We start from the raw sequence: 15,285 nt of genomic DNA on the forward strand, positions 1-15,285 counted from the left end.
GGAGGGCTTGGCAGGATGAACCCCGTGCCCCCGACTGTTCTCCTCGCCGAAGACGACCGCGCCATCCGCAACGCGCTGGAGCGCGCGCTGACCCTGGAGGGCTACCAGGTCACCGCGGTCGCCGACGGCGTCGAGGCGCTGGCGCAGGCCCACCGCACACCCCCGGACGTGCTCGTCCTGGACGTGATGATGCCCGGCATCGACGGCCTCCAGGTCTGCCGGGTCCTGCGCGCCGAGGGCGACCGCACCCCGATCCTGATGCTGACCGCGCTCGTGGAGACCCAGGACCGCATCGCCGGCCTGGACGCCGGCGCCGACGACTACGTCGTCAAGCCCTTCGACGTCGAGGAGGTCTTCGCCCGGCTGCGCGCTCTGCTGCGCCGCGCCGCCGACGCGGGCGCCCCCGCCCCCGCCGACGTACCGAAGCAGGCCGCCGCCGAGCCGTCCGGGCGGCTGATCGAGGGGGCCGGGCTGCGCATGGACCCGCAGGCGCGGCGGGCGTGGCGGGGCGCGCGGGAGCTGGAACTGACGCGGACCGAGTTCGAGCTGCTGGAGCTCCTGGTGCGCAACGCCGGCATCGTCCTCGACCACGGCACCATCTACGACCGCATCTGGGGCTACGACTTCGGGCCCGGCTCCAAGAACCTCGCCGTCTACGTCGGCTACCTGCGCCGCAAGCTCGACGAGCCCGGCGCCCCGCAGCTGATCCACACGGTGCGCGGGGTGGGTTACGTGCTGCGGGAGGACTGAGGTGGGCCGCGGACACGGCCCGGCCCGCCGACGGCTCGGGCGTCTGCTGACGGGGCGCCGCCGCACCGGCCTCGGCACCACCTTCGCCGTCTCCTTCGCGGCCGTGACCGCCGTGGTCACCGTCCTGGTCGGTCTGCTGTCGTACACAGCCGCCGCCCGGCTGGTGCGGGTGGACCAGGAGTCCGTGTTCTCCGAGGTCGTACAGGATCTGCGGGGCGAGGTCCGGCAGCGGCCGATGACGCCGGGGGACTTCTCCTCCTCCGCGCCGGGGCACGATCTCGTACGACCCGCCCGCACCGATGTGCAGGTGCTCGGCCCGGACGGCACGGTCGTCGACCCCGGCCGACCGGGGCTGCCGGTCACGGCCGCCGACCGGCGGATCGCGACCGACGCGACGGCCGGGCGGATGATCCAGCACAAGGACGTCGGCGTCGACAGCGACGTCTACCGCATCGCGACCGTCGCGCTCGGCGAGGGACGGGGCGCGGTGCAGGTGGCCCAGGAGTTCAGCGACACCGAGGATCTGCTGCGCGCCCTGCAACAGCGGACCCTGCTGCTGATGGCGGCCGTGGTGACGCTCGCCGGGCTCTTCGGCTGGTGGCTGGCCCGGCGCATCACCCGCCGCCTCGTCGTCCTCACCGCCGCCGCCGAGGGCGTCGCCCGCACCCGCCGCCTCGGCATCCAGGTGCCGGTCGCGGGCCACGACGAGGTCGGCCGGCTGGGCCGGGCCTTCGACCGCATGCTGGGGCGGCTGGCCCAGTCGGAGGAGGACCAGCGGCGGCTCGTGCAGGACGCGGGCCACGAGCTGCGCACCCCCCTGACCTCCCTGCGCACCAACATCTCCCTGCTGCGCCGCATCGACGAGCTGCCGCCCGCGACCCGGGACGAGCTGGTGGCCGACCTCGGCCAGGAGGCGCGCGAACTGACCGACCTGGTCAACGAGTTGGTCGACCTGGCGGCCGGGCAGTCCGACACCGAGCCGGTCCAGCGGGTGGACCTCGCCGACATCGCCGAGGAGGTGGCCGGGCTCACCCGGCGGCGTACCGGGCGGCGGATCGTGGTCCGGGCCGGCGGGGACACCACGGCCGAGGGGCGGCCGGCGATGCTTCAGCGGGCGGTGACCAACCTGGTGGAGAACGCCGCGAAGTTCGACCGCGACGGCACCTCACCCATCGAGATCAACGTCGCCGGGCCCGCCCGTCCCGGCACCGTACGGGTCGAGATCCTCGACCGGGGGCCGGGCATCGCCGAGGACGATCTGATCCGGGTCTTCGACCGGTTCTACCGCGCCGCCGACGCCCGGTCGCTGCCCGGATCGGGGCTGGGCCTGTCGATCGTGCGGGAGGTGGCGCTGGCCCACGCGGGAGCGCCGTTCGCCTTCCGGCGGGACGGGGGCGGCACGGTGATCGGCTTCACGGTGGGCGGCTCCGGCTGACCGGGCTGCCTTCGCCCACCCTCTTGCTCGTCCCGCGTTTTGGGCGACCATCTCCTCGGGGCCCCGGGCAGCGTGCCCGTGGGCGCGGGTGAGGGGAGGGACGTCGGCGTGCTGAGTGACGTGGAGGGCGCCGTCCTGGCGCAGATCGACGAGGCCGGGATCGGGCGGACACTGCTGGAGCTGATCGCGGTGCCGAGCGTGACCGGCAGCGCGGCCGAGTCCGAGCTCCAGCATCTGCTGGCCGGGCGGCTCGGACGGCTCGGGCTGGACGTCGATCTGTGGTCCATGGACCTGGACGCGCTGCGCGCGGACCCGGAGTTCCCGGGAACGGAGGCCGAGCGCGAGGAAGCCTGGGGCCTGGTCGGGGTGACGCAGGACGGCGGGGACGGGCCCACCTTCGTCCTCCAGGGCCATGTGGACGTCGTACCGCCCGGGGACCTCGCGGCGTGGCACGGTGACCCGTTCGCGCCGAGGGTGGCCGGGGACGTCGTCCATGGGCGCGGGGCCTGCGACATGAAGGCCGGGCTGGTCGCCCACCTCGCCGCGCTCACCGCGATCCGGGCCGCCGGGGTGCGGCTGCGCGGGCGGGTCGGCGTGCACTTCGTGGTGGGGGAGGAGGACGGCGGCCTCGGCGCCTTCGGCACGCTGCGCCGCGGCCACCGCGGGGACCTCTGCGTCATCACCGAGCCGACCGGCGGCGCCCTCGTCACCGCCAACGCGGGCGCGCTGACCTTCCGCCTCACCGTGCCCGGCAGGGCGGCGCACGGCAGCGCCCGCGACGAGGGCGTCAGCGCGATCGACGCCTATGTGCCGCTGCACCGGGCCCTGGCCCGCCTGGAGGCCGAGCGCAACCGGGACGCCGACCCGCTGATGGCCGAGCACCCGATCCCCTACGCCCTGTCGGTGGGGACCGTGCGCGCCGGGGACTGGGCGAGCAGCGTGCCCGATCTGCTGGTCGCCGAGGGACGGTTGGGCGTACGGCTGGGTGAGGACCCGGCCGAGGCGCGGTCCGCGTTCGAGCGGTGCGTGGCGCGGGCGTGTGCCGACGACCCCTGGCTGCGGGCGCATCCGGCGGCCGTGACCTGGCCGGGCGGCCAGTTCGCCAGCGGGCGGCTCCCGGCGGGGCACCCGCTGCCGGACGTTCTGCGAGGCGCCCACGCCGACGCCGGGGGAGCGGCGGGGATGCGGGAGTGCGGGGCGCCGTACGGGAGCGATCTGCGGTTGTACGCGGGGGCGGGGATACCCACGCTCCAGTTCGGGCCGGGGGACATCCGGGTGGCGCACAGCGCCCGGGAGCAGGTGTCGGTGGCCGAAGTGGTGCAGGTGGCGCGGACGTTGGCCGTCACGGTGCTGCGGACCGTCGGCACCAAGTGAGCCGGCACCGTGCTCCGGCGCCGGCGAACTCCTGAGCGCGCCCTGGGCAGTCCGGTGTCGACGGCCGCCTCACCCGGGCTGTGCCGGTGTCGGTGTGGGCGTCCGCGCTTCCGCCGCTTCCTCGGCCGGGGCCGCGCGACCGCCCGGGTGGCGCAGGGCGCACAGGAAGGCGATGCCCAGCGCGATGGCCATGCCGTAGAACACCCACTGGTTGGCCTCGGCGAAGTCCATGCGTACGGCGTCCATCGCGTCCCGCATCGCCTCGTCGGAGGTCCCCGTACCGGTGGGTGGGCGGGAGTCGCCGGTGCCCGTGACGGACTCGCTGACGTCGCGGGCCACCTCGTTCGCCACGTCCGAGGGCAGGCCCTGGCCCTCCAGGGTCTTCACGATGTTGGAGTTGGTGACATGGGTCAGGATCGTGCCGAAGACGGCCAGGCCCACGGCCGCCGCGAAGTTGCGGACGGTCTGGGTGATGCCCGTGACCTCGCCGTAGGAGGGGCCGATGGCCCGGTTGACGGCGTCGGTGGAGGCGGGGGCCAGGATGAAGCCGATGCCGGCGCCGGCCAGACACGCGTACGGCCACTGGTCGTGCATGGACAGATCGGTGAGCTTGCCCGCCCACAGCGCGAAACCGACGGCGCCCAGCACCCCGCCCATCTTCAGCGCCGGACGCGCGCCCTGCTTGTCGAGGATCCGGCCGCCCCACTGCGAGGCGATGGCGAACCCCACGAAGACGTACAGCAGGAACAGCGCCGCCTGGTTCGGGGAGGCGCTGAGGGAGACCTGGGCGTACACCGAGGCGAAGAAGAACAGCGGTACGAAGGCCAGCATCGCGAAGAACAGCACGAGCGCGTCCACGGTGAACGCCCTGTCCTTGAAAACACGCAGATCGATCAACGGCTGCCGCACGCCCCGTTCGTAACGGACGAACACGGCGAGGACCAGCAGCCCGCCCGCGATGCAGACCCAGGTCGCGGCACTGTCCCAGCCCCACGCCCAGGCCTGTTGGAAGCCGAGGACGCTCAGACCCATGCCGAGGGCCATCAGCACGGCGCCTGGCACGTCGAGGGTGCCTTCACGCCTGCGGTCGGAGATGTGAGCCATCCCGGTGAGGATCAGGGCCACGACGGCCACGGGGACGTTGACCCAGAACACCGCCCGCCAGGTCCATGAGGTGAGCCAGCCGCCGAGGAGCGGCCCGATGGCGGTCAGGGCGCCGGAGACGCCGAAGAACAGCGCGAGGGCGCGTCCGCGCCGGTCGGGTGGGAACACCGCCACCACGACGGCCAGTGCCGCGGGGAAGAGCAGTGCCGCCCCGAAGCCCTGAGTGGCCCGGAAGCCGATGAGCCAGCCCTGTGCCACGTCGCCCTCGGGGACACAGCCGCACAGCACCGACGAGACGACGAACACCACGGTGCCGATGACGACCACGCGGCGCGGTCCGTACAGGTCCGCGAGCCGGCCGCCCAGCGCGAAGAACGCGGCCAGGGAGAGCAGATAGGCGTTCACCACCCACTGCATGCCGGACGACGAAAGGCCGAGTTCCCGGGTGATGTCGGGGGCGGCGATGGAGACGATGGTCTGGTCGATGAACGTCATCGACACGGCGAACATCATCGCCGCGAGTGCCAGGGTCTGGCGTGGTGCCGGCCGGTTCACGGACGCGTTCTCGCCACGCCCAAGGTGCGTGCCACTCATCGCTCCAGTCTGCGGCCGACCGGTGGGCGTCGCATCACAGGCGGTGCGCACGGGTCATCGGGTTGTCGTCCCGCCCCAGGTGTGGGGCCGGAGGAGGCCACCGAACCAGGGCCTGTCCGATCAGCGGGGCGTGGAGACCCGGACAGGCCCTGGTGGACCGGGGTGGAGCGTCACACGCTCAGCCAGGCCGCCTGATCCGGCGCCAGCATGCCGCCCTCGACGGGCCCGCTGCTCAGCAGGACGGCCTCGTGGTCGGGCAGCCGGTACGGCTGGGCCGAGAGGTTGACCACGCACACGAAACCCGGGTCGCGGCGGAAGGCCAGGATCTCGGCAGGGGCGTCCAGCCAGGTCAAGGCGCCGTCACCGAGGGCCGGGTGCTCGCGGCGCAGCCGCAGGGCCGTGCGGTACAGCTCCAGCATCGAGTCCGGGTCACCGCTCTGGGCGGCCACGGCGAGGCCGGCCCAGTCGGACGGCTGGGGCAGCCAGGGCTGCGCCGTGGCGTCCTCGGCGCTGAAGCCGTACGGGGCGGTGGTGCCGGACCACGGGATCGGGACCCGGCAGCCGTCGCGCCCCCGCTGGGTGTGGCCGGAACGTTCCCAGACCGGGTCCTGGAGGGCGGACTCGGGCAGGTCCTCGACCTCGGGCAGGCCGAGTTCCTCGCCCTGGTAGACGTAGGCACCACCCGGCAGGGCCAGCATGAGCAGGGCGGCGGCACGGGCGCGCCGGGTGCCCAGCTCCAGGTCCAGGGGGCCCTCGGCGCGATAGACGCCGTTGGCCACCCAGCGCTCGGCCGGGCTGGGGCGGCCGTAGCGGGTGGTGTGGCGTACGACGTCGTGGTTGGACAGCACCCAGGTGGCGGGCGCGCCCACCGAGCCGAGCATGGCGAGCGAGTCGTCGATGACCGTGCGCAGGTCCTTGGGCTCCCAAGTGGACATCAGGAAGTCGAAGTTGAACGCGGTGTGCAGGCCGTCCGCGCGGACGTAGGCGGCGAGGCGCTCGGGAGTGTCCGCCCAGGCCTCGGCGACGAAGCAGCGGTCGCCGGGGAACTCGTCGGCCACCTTGCGCCAGGCCCGGTAGACGTCGTGGACCTCGTCACGGTCCCAGTGCGGGTGCTCGACGTGCCGCGTACGCCGTCCTTCGGCCGCGTCCTGCCGCGGCGGCAGGTCGGGCAGCTCCGGGTGCTTGATCAGCCCATGGGCGACGTCGATACGGAAGCCGTCCACGCCCCGGCTGAACCAGAAGCGCAGCACCGACTCGAACTCCGCGCGGACCTCGGGGTGCTCCCAGTTGAGGTCCGGCTGCTCGGGCGCGAACAGGTGCAGGTACCACTCGCCGTCGGGCAGCCGCGTCCACGCCGGGCCGCCGAAGCAGGAGACCCAGTCGTTGGGGGGCTGCGCGCCGTCGGCACCCCGGCCCGGCCGGAACACGTACCGCTCGCGCTCCGGGCTGCCGGGCCCGGCGGCCAGCGCCGCCCGGAACCACGCGTGCTGGTCGGAGGTGTGGTTGGGCACGATGTCCGGGACGACTCGGATCCCGTGCTCGTGGGCCTCCTCGATGAGCCGCTCGGCCTCTTCGACCGTGCCGAACAGCGGGTCGATCTCGCGGAAGTCCGCCACGTCGTAACCGTGGTCGGCCATCGGCGACTTGTACCACGGGTTGATCCATATGGCGTCCACGCCGAGGGACTTCAGATACGGCAGCCGGGAGCGGATGCCGGCGATGTCGCCGACGCCGTCGCCGTTGCCGTCGGCGAAGCTGCGGATGTAGACCTGGTAGATGACGGCGCTGCGCCACCAGGGTGCGGTGGGGGACACGGTCGGGTAGCTCCTTGGGAGTCGGAGGGAGACAGGGAAAGAGGGCAGAACGTGGGGGGAGGGACACCGTCTACTTCGCCGCGCCGGCCGTGAGCCCGGCCACGATGCGGCGCTGGAAGAGCAGCACCATGACCACCAGGGGCACGGTCACGAGGACGCCCGCGGCCATCTGGCTGCCGAACGGGGTCTCGTACGTCGTCGCGCCGGTGAACTTCGAGATGGCCACCGGTGCGGTCTGCATGTCCGGCTTGTTGGTCATCGACAGGGCGATGAGGAACTCGTTCCAGGCCGCGATGAACGTGATGATCGCGGTGGTGAAGATGCCCGGCGCCGCGAGCGGGATGATGACCCTGCGAAATGCCTGGCCGCGGGTGCAGCCGTCGACCATGGCGGCGTGCTCCAGCTCGTCCGGCATCTGCCGGAAGAACGTGGTCAGGTTCCACACCGCCAGCGGCAGCGCGAAGGACATGCTCGGCACGATCATGGCCTGGTAGGTGTTGATCCAGCCCAGATCGGTGAACAGCTTCAGCAGCGGGACCACGATCGACACCACCGGGAACATCGAGGTGGCGATGATCAGGGTCAGGATCAGCCGCTTGAAACGGAACTCCAGCCGGGCCATCGCGTACGCCGTGAACGTCGCCAGCAGCAGCGCCAGAACGGTCGTGATCCCGGCCACGACGAGGCTGTTGAGCAGCGCGCGGCCGAATCCCTGCGCCGGGTCGAACACCGCGCGGTAGTTCTCGAACGACACCGTGGTGGGCAGCAGTGAGGTGTCGAAGATGTCCGAGGTGCGGCGCAGGCTGGAGACCAGCATCCAGTAGAAGGGGGCCAGACAGTAGGCCACGACCACGATGACACCGGCGTACAGCAGGCCGCTGCGCCATTTCGCCGTGAGGGTCATGCCGCCACCTCCGTCCGGCGCGCGGCGAGCAGCCGTAGGCGCCCGCCCTTGCGTTTACGTGTGCCCGAGGCGCCGCCGGCGTCGCCGATCAGGTCGGCGCCGAGCAGCCGCACGAAGGCCAGGGCGACGAGGAAGACGTAGAGGAAGAGGAGCACCGAGTACGCCGAGGCCGGGCCGAAGCGGACGTTGGACGCCTCGTTCTGCGCGAGCATCGACAGGGTCTCCACCGAGTGTTTCTGGGCGCCGACGAGGATGTACGGCAGGTCGAACATCCGCAGCGCGTCCATGCAGCGGAACAGCATCGCCACCAGCAGCGCCGGCTTCACCAGCGGCAGCGTGATGTGCCAGAACTGCCGTACCGGACTCGCCCCGTCGATGCGGGCGGCCTCGTAGACCTCCTTCGGGATCACCTGGAGGCCGGCGAGTACCAGCAGTCCGATGAAGGGGGCCGTCTTCCACACCTCGGCGACGATGACCGCCACCTTGGCGTGGAAGCCCTCGGTGGTCCACAGGACCTGATGGCCGATCAGCGCGTTGGCGATGCCGTCGCTGTTGAAGATCCACCGCCACAGCAGTCCGGAGATGGCCGTGGGCACCGCCCAGGGCACCAGGATCCCGGCGCGGACCAGACCGCGGCCCCGGAACGCCTTGTGCATGATCAGGGCCATCGCCACCCCGACCAGCGTCTCCAGGGCGACGGTGACGACCGTGAAGAACGTGGTGTTCCAGAAGGCGTTCCAGAACCGCTCCCCGGCCTCGCCGAAGATGTCGGCGTAGTTGCGCAGCCCGACGAACGGCTCGGTCGCGCTGATGAACCCGGTCTCGGGGTCCAGCCCCTTGGGTCCGTACAGCGACTCGTTCAGTGCCATGAGCGTCGGATAGAGCACGACGATCGTCAGCACCAGCAGCGTCGGGGACACCAGCATCGCGGCCATCCGCGCCGAGCCCGAGGTCGCGCGGGGCACGCGGCTCGTACGGCGGCGGGCCGCCTGCTCGAGGGGCTCCCGCTCCACCACGGTGACCGCGGGCGGGGTCTTGGTGTCGGCCATCTCCCCGCTCCTCACTGCCCGTCGGACTTCTGCAGGGCTTTCTGGAGGTCCTTCAGCGCCTGGTCGCTGCTCTTGCTCCCGGACAGCGCGGCGTACGCCTCCTGCTGCACCGCCGAGGTCACGTCGCCGTAGCTCACGACGCGGGGCCGGGGCACGGCGCGCAGGATGGACTCCTTGAGCACCGGCAGGTAGGGGTACTGCTCGATGAGCGCCTTGTCGTCGTACAGGGAGGCGTACGGCGGGGCGAGGGAGGCGTCCTTGAGGAAGGTGGCCGCGTTGTCCTCGTTGCTGAAGAACTTCATGAAGTCCAGTGCCGTGGCCTTGTTCTTCGCGAAGGACGACAGGGCCAGGTTGTGGCCGCCGAGGCTGGAGGAGCCGGGGCTGTCCAGGCCGGGCAGCGGGGCGACGGCGTACTTGCCCTTGATGTCGCTCTTGCCGGCGAGGGAGTACACGTACGGCCAGTTGCGCAGGAAGATCAGCTTGCCGGACTGGAACGCCTGGCGGCCGTCCTCCTCCAGGTAGGTGATGCCTTCCTTGGGGATGGTGCGGTCCTTGACGGAGTCGACGAGGAAGTCCAGGCCCTTCTTCGCCTCCGGTGTGTCGACGTCCGGTTTGCCGGCGGCGTCGGTGACGACGCCGCCCGCGGAGTTGACGGCCTCGGCGAAGTTGACGGTCAGGCCCTCGTACTTCTGGAACTGCCCGGCGTAGCAGGACATGTCCTTGGCCTCGGGCAGCTTCTTCACCTTGGCGCAGGCGGCCTTCATCTGGGCCCAGGTGGCCGGCGGCTCGCTGACCCCGGCCTTCTTCAGCAGGTCGGTGCGGTAGTACAGCATGCCGCCGTCGGAGCTGGCCGGGACCGCGTACAGGCCGTCGCGGTACTTGGCCGTCTCCACGACCGGCTTCAGCATCTTCCCCAGCGGGAACCGCTTCTCGGGCAGCTGGTCGATCCACCGGTGGGCGGCGAACTCCGACGTCCACACGACGTCGAGCGAGAGCACCGTATAGGCGTCGGACTTCGTCTCCGCGTTCTGGATCATCTGCTGGCGCTGCGCGTCCGGGTCCGTCGGCAGCTGGATGAAGGTGACCTTCTCGTCGGGGTGCAGCTTGTTCCAGCGGTCGAGCATCGGCTGGACCGAGCCGGTGGTGTCCTTGCCGGCCACGTACGTGATGGGCCCCCGGCCCTCGAAGCTGCCCGGCCCGGCCTGCCCCGCGGCGCCGTCGTCGGACGAGCCGCAGGCGGTGAGGAGAAGGGCGCCGACGGCGATCACGGCCGCATGCTGGAACGCTCTGGTGGATGTGGTCTTCACGGTGTCTCCTGGTCGTACGAGGTCGTACGTGACTGTCTGTCCCGGTTGCGAGACCGCGTTGTCATGCTGTTCTCAGATCAAATCCGCAGGTCATTGCCCCTACTGGCGGCTCATGGATCATCTGAGCGGCTCCTGCGTGACAACGCTTGCAAGCTAGGGGCCACATTTGCCAGAAGTCAATGCGTTACCACGCGGTAATGCGATGCGGGAGATGGTTTACGGTGCATGAAAGCGCTGTCTCGATGAGCTCGCGAATCGTGCCGCTTGTGCTACCGTCCGCTCATGCCACCAGCTCAGCGGCACCCCACGATGGCCGACGTGGCCGAACGAGCCGGGGTCTCCACATCCACCGTTTCGCGCACACTGCGCGGCCTGTCCACGGTCTCCCCGGAGGTCCGCGCCCGCGTGGAGCAGGCGGCGCGCGAGCTGAACTTCGCCGTGTCCCGCCAGGCCGCAAGCCTTGTCACAGGCCGCACCGGGAACGTGGCGGTGATGGTCCCCACGCTCCAGTCGTGGTTCATGGGGGCCGCCCTGTCCAGCCTGGCCCCGCTGCTGCGGGCGGCCGGCCTGGAGCTGAACGTCTATGTGATCCCCGACCTGGCGGCGCGCACCTCGTTCTTCGAACGCCTCCCGGCCCGCCGCAACGCCGATGCGCTCCTGGTGTTCTGCTTCGACCTCACCGACGAGGAGAGCGCGAGCCTGGACAACCTCGGTATGCCGGTGATCTACGTCAGCCAGCACGTCGAGGGCCGCCCGAGCGTCTACGTCGACGACGTGGCCGCCGCCGTGCACGGCACCCGGCATCTGCTCAACCTCGGCCACCGTCGCATCGCCTTCATGCAGACCGTGGGCGCCAGCGGCTTCTCGTTCAGCTCCAACGAACGGCTGCTCGGCTACCAGCAGGCCCTCACCGAAGCCGGCCTTCCGCTCGACGCCGACCTGGTGGTCTCCACCCTGTCCGGCGACAAGCGCACCACCGCCGAGGCCCTCGGCCGGCTGCTGAGCCTGCGTGAGCCGCCCACCGCCGTCTTCGCCGAGCAGGACGAGGTCGCCGTGGCCACGATGTGGACGCTGCGCAGGACCCAGATCCCGGTGCCCGAACGCGTCTCCGTCCTCGGCTTCGACGACCAGCCCATCGCCGACTGGTTCGACCTGACCACCGTGGCCCAGTCGCCCTCGGACCTGGGCCGTGAGGCCGGCGAACTGGCCCTGGCCCTCATCGACGACTCCGACGCGGACCATGTCCGGCACGTCGTACTGCCGACGCATCTGATCCCCCGCGGCACCACGGCCCCACCGCCGGCGCCCCAGGGTGACGAGGGCCGCACCGGCTGAACCCCGCCGGGCACGAGCCCTCCCGGTCTCGCCTCAGCTCCCGGTCCCCGCGGGCCTCGACAGCAGGGCGCGTCCGGAGCTCAGACGGTCGCGAGCGAGACCTCCGTGGACTTGAACAGGGCGGTCACGGCGGTGCCTTCGGCCAGGCCGAGCTCGGCGACCGCGTCCTCGGTGATCGCGGCGGTCAGCTCCCCGCCCTCCACCGAGACCCGGACCGACGCCATGGCGGCGCCCGACGTGACCCCGCGCACGGTGCCGGCCAGCCGGTTGCGGATGGACAGTCCCTCGACCGGGCCGGTGGCCAGCGCAACCTCCGTGGCCTTGACGAGGGCCTGCACGGCGGAGCCGGTGGCCAGGCCGAGTTCCTTGACGGCGTCCAGGGTGATGGCGGCGGTGACGTACTGGCCGCCGTCGAGACGGACCTTGACCGTGGCCATGGCCTCCCCGGGGGTGACTGCCGTGACGGTGCCGGGGATCTGGTTGCGGATGCTCAGGCTCATGGTGGGTGCCTCGCAAGGGGGAGGGGAGAGGAAGCAAGCGCTGCAGGAAAGTGGGCGATTCGTTCAAGTTGATGCCGATCTACGGCTCACCGTAGCCCGGCGAGGACGCTTCCGCGCCGACCTCCTCGCAACCGCGAGTCCGCTGTCGCGCGAGCCCTCGCACACCGGGGTCGACGGGTCAGGGCCGGCCGCGGGCGTGCGCCCCCCTCGCGGAGCCCCGGTGGCTCTCAGGCCGGATAGGCGTGGGTCTCGGCCGCTTTCACCGATGCCCAGACCGTGGCTCCGGGGTGGAGGTCGAGTTCGGCGGCGGAGACCGTGGTGAGGTCGGCGGCGAGGGGGAGTTCGCCGGTGAGGCCGGCGCGGATCTGGTCGCCGTGGGTCTCCAGCCCCGCCACCGCGCACCGCCAGACGTTGCGGGCGCTGGAGCCGGTGGGCCGGTCGCGGTGGAGGGTGACCGCGCTCGGCGGGAAGGCGACGAAGACCGGACCGGTGAGGTCCTCGCTGATGGTGATCCCGGGTCCGCCGTCGATGTGGACCGTGTGCCCTTCGGCCCGACCCCGGTAGAGGTTGAGGCCGACCAGATGGGCGATGTAGTCCGTGCGGGGGCGGCGGGCGATGTCGGCAGGTGTGCCCTCCTGGACGACATGGCCGTCCTCGATGACCACGAGGCGGTCGGCCAGGACCATCGCGTCCAGCGGGTCATGGGTGACGAGTACGGCCACCGCCTCGAACCCGGCCAGATGGTGCCGGAGTTGGGCACGGACCTCGAGCCGGGTGCGGGCGTCGAGAGCGGCGAGCGGCTCGTCGAGGAGGAGCAGGCGGGGGTGGGTGGCCAGGGCGCGGGCGAGGGCGACGCGCTGGGCCTGCCCGCCGGAGAGGCGGCGGGGTTTGGCACCGGCGTGGGCGGCGAGGTCCATGCGCTCCAGCCACTCGGCGGCCTGCGCACGGGCCTGCGCCCTGGTGGCGCCGTGGCAGCGCGGGCCGAAGGCGATGTTGTCGAGCGCGGTGAGGTGCGGGAAGAGCAGATAGTCCTGGAAGACGACGCCGACCGGGCGGGATTCGGGCGGCGTACGGTCCAACTCGACGCCGTCCAGCCGGAGATGGCCGCCGGTCAGCGGCAGCAGCCCGGCGAGAGCCCGCAGGGCGGTGGTCTTGCCGGCGCCGTTGGGGCCGAGGAGGGCGACGACTTCGCCGGGTGCGGCGGTCAGTGCCACGTCGAGCCGGAAGGAGCCGCGCTCGACCACCAGCCGGGTGTCGAGCCCCGCACCGGCCGGACCGGCCGCACCGGTCTCGACGCTCGATCCGGACGGCGCGGCGGCTCCCGGAGTGCTCTTCGCGATGTCGGTCATGAGGCGGTCATCCAGCGGTCACGCAGTCCGGCCAGGACCGCGATGGACACGGCGAGCAGGACCAGGCTGAGGGCGATGGCCGCCGCCGGATCGCTCTGGAGGGCGAGATAGACGGCGAGCGGCATGGTCTGGGTGCGGCCGGGGAAGTTGCCGGCGAAGGTGATGGTCGCGCCGAACTCGCCGAGCGCCCGGGCCCAGGCCAGAACCGCCCCGGCCGCGATACCCGGCGCGATGAGCGGCAGTGTGACCCGGCGGAACGCGGTGAAGCGGGAGGCGCCCAGCGTGGTGGCCGCCTCCTCGTAGCGGGGGTCGGCGGCGCGCAGGGTGCCCTCGACGCTGATGACCAGGAACGGCATCGCGACGAACGCCTCGGCGACCACGACACCCGCGGTGGTGAAGGGCAGGGTGATGCCGAACCAGGAGTCCAGCCACTGCCCGACGATGCCGTTGCGGCCGAGCGCCATCAGCAGCGCCACACCGCCCACCACCGGGGGCAGGACGAGGGGCAGCGTGACCAGTGCCCGTACGAGACCGCGGCCGGGGAACTCCACCCGCGCCAGCAGCCAGGCCAGCGGCACCCCGAGCACCAGGCTCACCGCGGTCGCCGCCGTGGCGCACAGCAGCGACAACTGGAGCGCCTGCCACACCTCGGCGCTGGCCAGCTGCTCGGGGAGGGCGCGCCAGGGGGTCCGTACCAGAAGGGCGATCAGCGGCACCACGAGAAACGCCAGGCCGAGCAGGGCGGGCAGCAGCAGGGGCAGCGGGACGCCGGTCCGCACACGCCGGCGCCGCGGCCCACCCCGCAGGGTGTCGGCCGCGGCTTCGGCGGGCCCGTCGGTCGAGGTCACGGCTTGAGGAACCCGGCCGCGGTCAGGACCTTCTGGCCCTCGGCGGAGCGCACGAGCGCGACGAACGCCTTGGCGGCCTCGGCGTTGGGGGCGTCCTTGAGCAGGGTGATCGGGTAGTCGTTGACGGCGTCGGCGGACTCGGGGAACTCCACGCCCTCCACCTTGTCGCCCGCCGCGTGCACATCGGTCTTGTAGACGACGGCGGCGTCGGCCTCCTTCAGCTCGACCTTGGTGAGGGCGGCCTTGACGTCCTGCTCGTAGGAGACGGGCGTGAGCTTCAGCTTGCTCGCGTCCAGGGCCTTCTGGGCGGCGGCGCCGCAGGGCACCTCCTTGTCGCAGAGCACGACCTTCAGGCCGGGCCCGGTGAGGTCCTCGAGGGAGTCGATCTTGTCCGGGTTGCCGGGCAGGGTGGCGATCTCCAGCTCGTTGCGGACGAAGGTGGCAGGCGTCCCCGAGGCGTCGCCGGCGTCCGTGACGATCTTCATCGTCTTGGGGCTGGCCGAGGCGAACACGTCCGCCGGGGCGCCGCCGGTGATGCTCGCGGCGAGCGAGTCGCTGCCACCGAAGCTGAACGTCACCTTCGTGCCGGGGTGCTCCTTCTCGAACTGCTTGCCCAGCGTCGTGAAGCTCTCCTTCAGCGAGGCGGCGGCGAACACGGTCACCGTGCCGGAGAGCTTGCCCGAGCCGGAGGCGGACGCGGCGGAGCCCGACTTGCCCGAGGCCGGGTCCGAGCCGGACGAGGAGCAGGCCCCCAGGGCCAGCAGCGCGGCGGCTGTCAGAACGGCCGCCCGGACGGGGCGGTGGGTCCGGCGCGCGGCACGGGTCATCACGATGTACTCCCTCTGGTCCTCGCGGACGCGATCACTACTGGGCATGGCGGACACGACACCTGCGGCGCCGCGGTCCCTGCGGACCCGGCACC

Annotated in this window: 13 protein-coding genes; 4 read left to right on the plus strand and 9 right to left on the minus strand. The window is 71.9% G+C overall.

The annotated features are described in order from the left end of the window. Positions 1-24 precede the first annotated feature (24 nt). From ACHBTE_RS04655 to ACHBTE_RS04665, 3 genes are all read left to right on the plus strand, one after another. Positions 25-750, plus strand: a complete 726-nt coding sequence (locus ACHBTE_RS04655) for a response regulator transcription factor (protein ID WP_394722068.1) — start codon at positions 25-27, stop codon at positions 748-750. A 1-nt stretch (position 751) separates the two neighbouring features. After that, positions 752-2,185 (plus strand): ATP-binding protein, encoded by a 1,434-nt coding sequence (locus ACHBTE_RS04660; protein WP_394722069.1) that lies wholly within the window; start codon positions 752-754, stop codon positions 2,183-2,185. 108 nt (positions 2,186-2,293) lie between these two features. Further along, positions 2,294-3,559, plus strand: coding sequence for an ArgE/DapE family deacylase (locus ACHBTE_RS04665; protein ID WP_394722070.1), 1,266 nt, complete (start codon positions 2,294-2,296; stop codon positions 3,557-3,559). A 69-nt stretch (positions 3,560-3,628) separates the two neighbouring features. Here ACHBTE_RS04665 and ACHBTE_RS04670 read toward each other — a convergent pair whose 3' ends face one another. From ACHBTE_RS04670 to ACHBTE_RS04690, 5 genes are all read right to left on the minus strand, one after another. Then, positions 3,629-5,257, minus strand: coding sequence for an MFS transporter (locus tag ACHBTE_RS04670; RefSeq protein ID WP_394722071.1), 1,629 nt, complete (start codon positions 5,255-5,257; stop codon positions 3,629-3,631). A 170-nt stretch (positions 5,258-5,427) separates the two neighbouring features. Continuing rightward, positions 5,428-7,071 (minus strand): glycoside hydrolase family 13 protein, encoded by a 1,644-nt coding sequence (locus ACHBTE_RS04675; RefSeq protein WP_394722072.1) that lies wholly within the window; start codon positions 7,069-7,071, stop codon positions 5,428-5,430. A gap of 70 nt (positions 7,072-7,141) precedes the next feature. After that, the gene (locus ACHBTE_RS04680) at positions 7,142-7,975 is read right to left on the minus strand and encodes a carbohydrate ABC transporter permease (protein ID WP_394722073.1); all 834 of its coding nucleotides are present in this window, start codon (positions 7,973-7,975) and stop codon (positions 7,142-7,144) included. Next, on the minus strand, positions 7,972-9,024 hold the full coding sequence (locus tag ACHBTE_RS04685) for a carbohydrate ABC transporter permease (protein ID WP_394722074.1): 1,053 nt from the start codon (positions 9,022-9,024) through the stop codon (positions 7,972-7,974). The genes ACHBTE_RS04680 and ACHBTE_RS04685 overlap by 4 nt, the downstream gene beginning before the upstream one ends. An 11-nt stretch (positions 9,025-9,035) precedes the next feature. Further along, positions 9,036-10,331, minus strand: a complete 1,296-nt coding sequence (locus ACHBTE_RS04690; protein ID WP_394722075.1) for an ABC transporter substrate-binding protein — start codon at positions 10,329-10,331, stop codon at positions 9,036-9,038. A gap of 309 nt (positions 10,332-10,640) precedes the next feature. Between ACHBTE_RS04690 and ACHBTE_RS04695 the strand changes: the two genes are divergently transcribed. After that, positions 10,641-11,666, plus strand: a complete 1,026-nt coding sequence (locus ACHBTE_RS04695) for a LacI family DNA-binding transcriptional regulator (protein WP_394722465.1) — start codon at positions 10,641-10,643, stop codon at positions 11,664-11,666. 80 nt (positions 11,667-11,746) lie between these two features. Here the strand turns inward: ACHBTE_RS04695 and ACHBTE_RS04700 are convergent, their stop codons facing one another. The 4 genes from ACHBTE_RS04700 to modA all read right to left on the minus strand — a co-directional run bounded on the left by ACHBTE_RS04700 (position 11,747) and on the right by modA (position 15,190). Beyond that, positions 11,747-12,166: a molybdopterin-binding protein gene (locus ACHBTE_RS04700; RefSeq protein ID WP_394722076.1), complete on the minus strand. Its 420-nt coding sequence runs from the start codon at positions 12,164-12,166 to the stop codon at positions 11,747-11,749. 227 nt (positions 12,167-12,393) lie between these two features. Then, on the minus strand, positions 12,394-13,515 hold the full coding sequence (locus ACHBTE_RS04705) for an ABC transporter ATP-binding protein (protein WP_394722077.1): 1,122 nt from the start codon (positions 13,513-13,515) through the stop codon (positions 12,394-12,396). Next, positions 13,512-14,363, minus strand: a complete 852-nt coding sequence (gene modB, locus ACHBTE_RS04710; RefSeq protein WP_394722078.1) for a molybdate ABC transporter permease subunit — start codon at positions 14,361-14,363, stop codon at positions 13,512-13,514. The genes ACHBTE_RS04705 and modB overlap by 4 nt, the downstream gene beginning before the upstream one ends. Then, positions 14,360-15,190: a molybdate ABC transporter substrate-binding protein gene (gene modA, locus ACHBTE_RS04715; protein WP_394722466.1), complete on the minus strand. Its 831-nt coding sequence runs from the start codon at positions 15,188-15,190 to the stop codon at positions 14,360-14,362. Before modA ends, modB begins: the two co-directional genes overlap by 4 nt. Positions 15,191-15,285 lie beyond the last annotated feature (95 nt).

The organism is Streptomyces sp. M41 (assembly GCF_043673425.1).
Taxonomy (GTDB): Bacteria; Actinomycetota; Actinomycetes; order Streptomycetales; family Streptomycetaceae; genus Streptomyces.

What these genes read in the sequence shown, in the direction of transcription:
- ACHBTE_RS04680 (WP_394722073.1), bottom strand. Translation starts at nt 7,975, where the DNA reads ATGACCCTCACGGCGAAATGGCGCAGCGGCCTGCTGTACGCCGGTGTC.
- ACHBTE_RS04685 (WP_394722074.1), bottom strand. Translation starts at nt 9,024, where the DNA reads ATGGCCGACACCAAGACCCCGCCCGCGGTCACCGTGGTGGAGCGGGAG.
- modA (WP_394722466.1), bottom strand. Translation starts at nt 15,190, where the DNA reads ATGACCCGTGCCGCGCGCCGGACCCACCGCCCCGTCCGGGCGGCCGTT.
- ACHBTE_RS04700 (WP_394722076.1), bottom strand. Translation starts at nt 12,166, where the DNA reads ATGAGCCTGAGCATCCGCAACCAGATCCCCGGCACCGTCACGGCAGTC.
- ACHBTE_RS04695 (WP_394722465.1), top strand. Translation starts at nt 10,641, where the DNA reads ATGGCCGACGTGGCCGAACGAGCCGGGGTCTCCACATCCACCGTTTCG.
- ACHBTE_RS04670 (WP_394722071.1), bottom strand. Translation starts at nt 5,257, where the DNA reads ATGAGTGGCACGCACCTTGGGCGTGGCGAGAACGCGTCCGTGAACCGG.
- ACHBTE_RS04705 (WP_394722077.1), bottom strand. Translation starts at nt 13,515, where the DNA reads ATGACCGACATCGCGAAGAGCACTCCGGGAGCCGCCGCGCCGTCCGGA.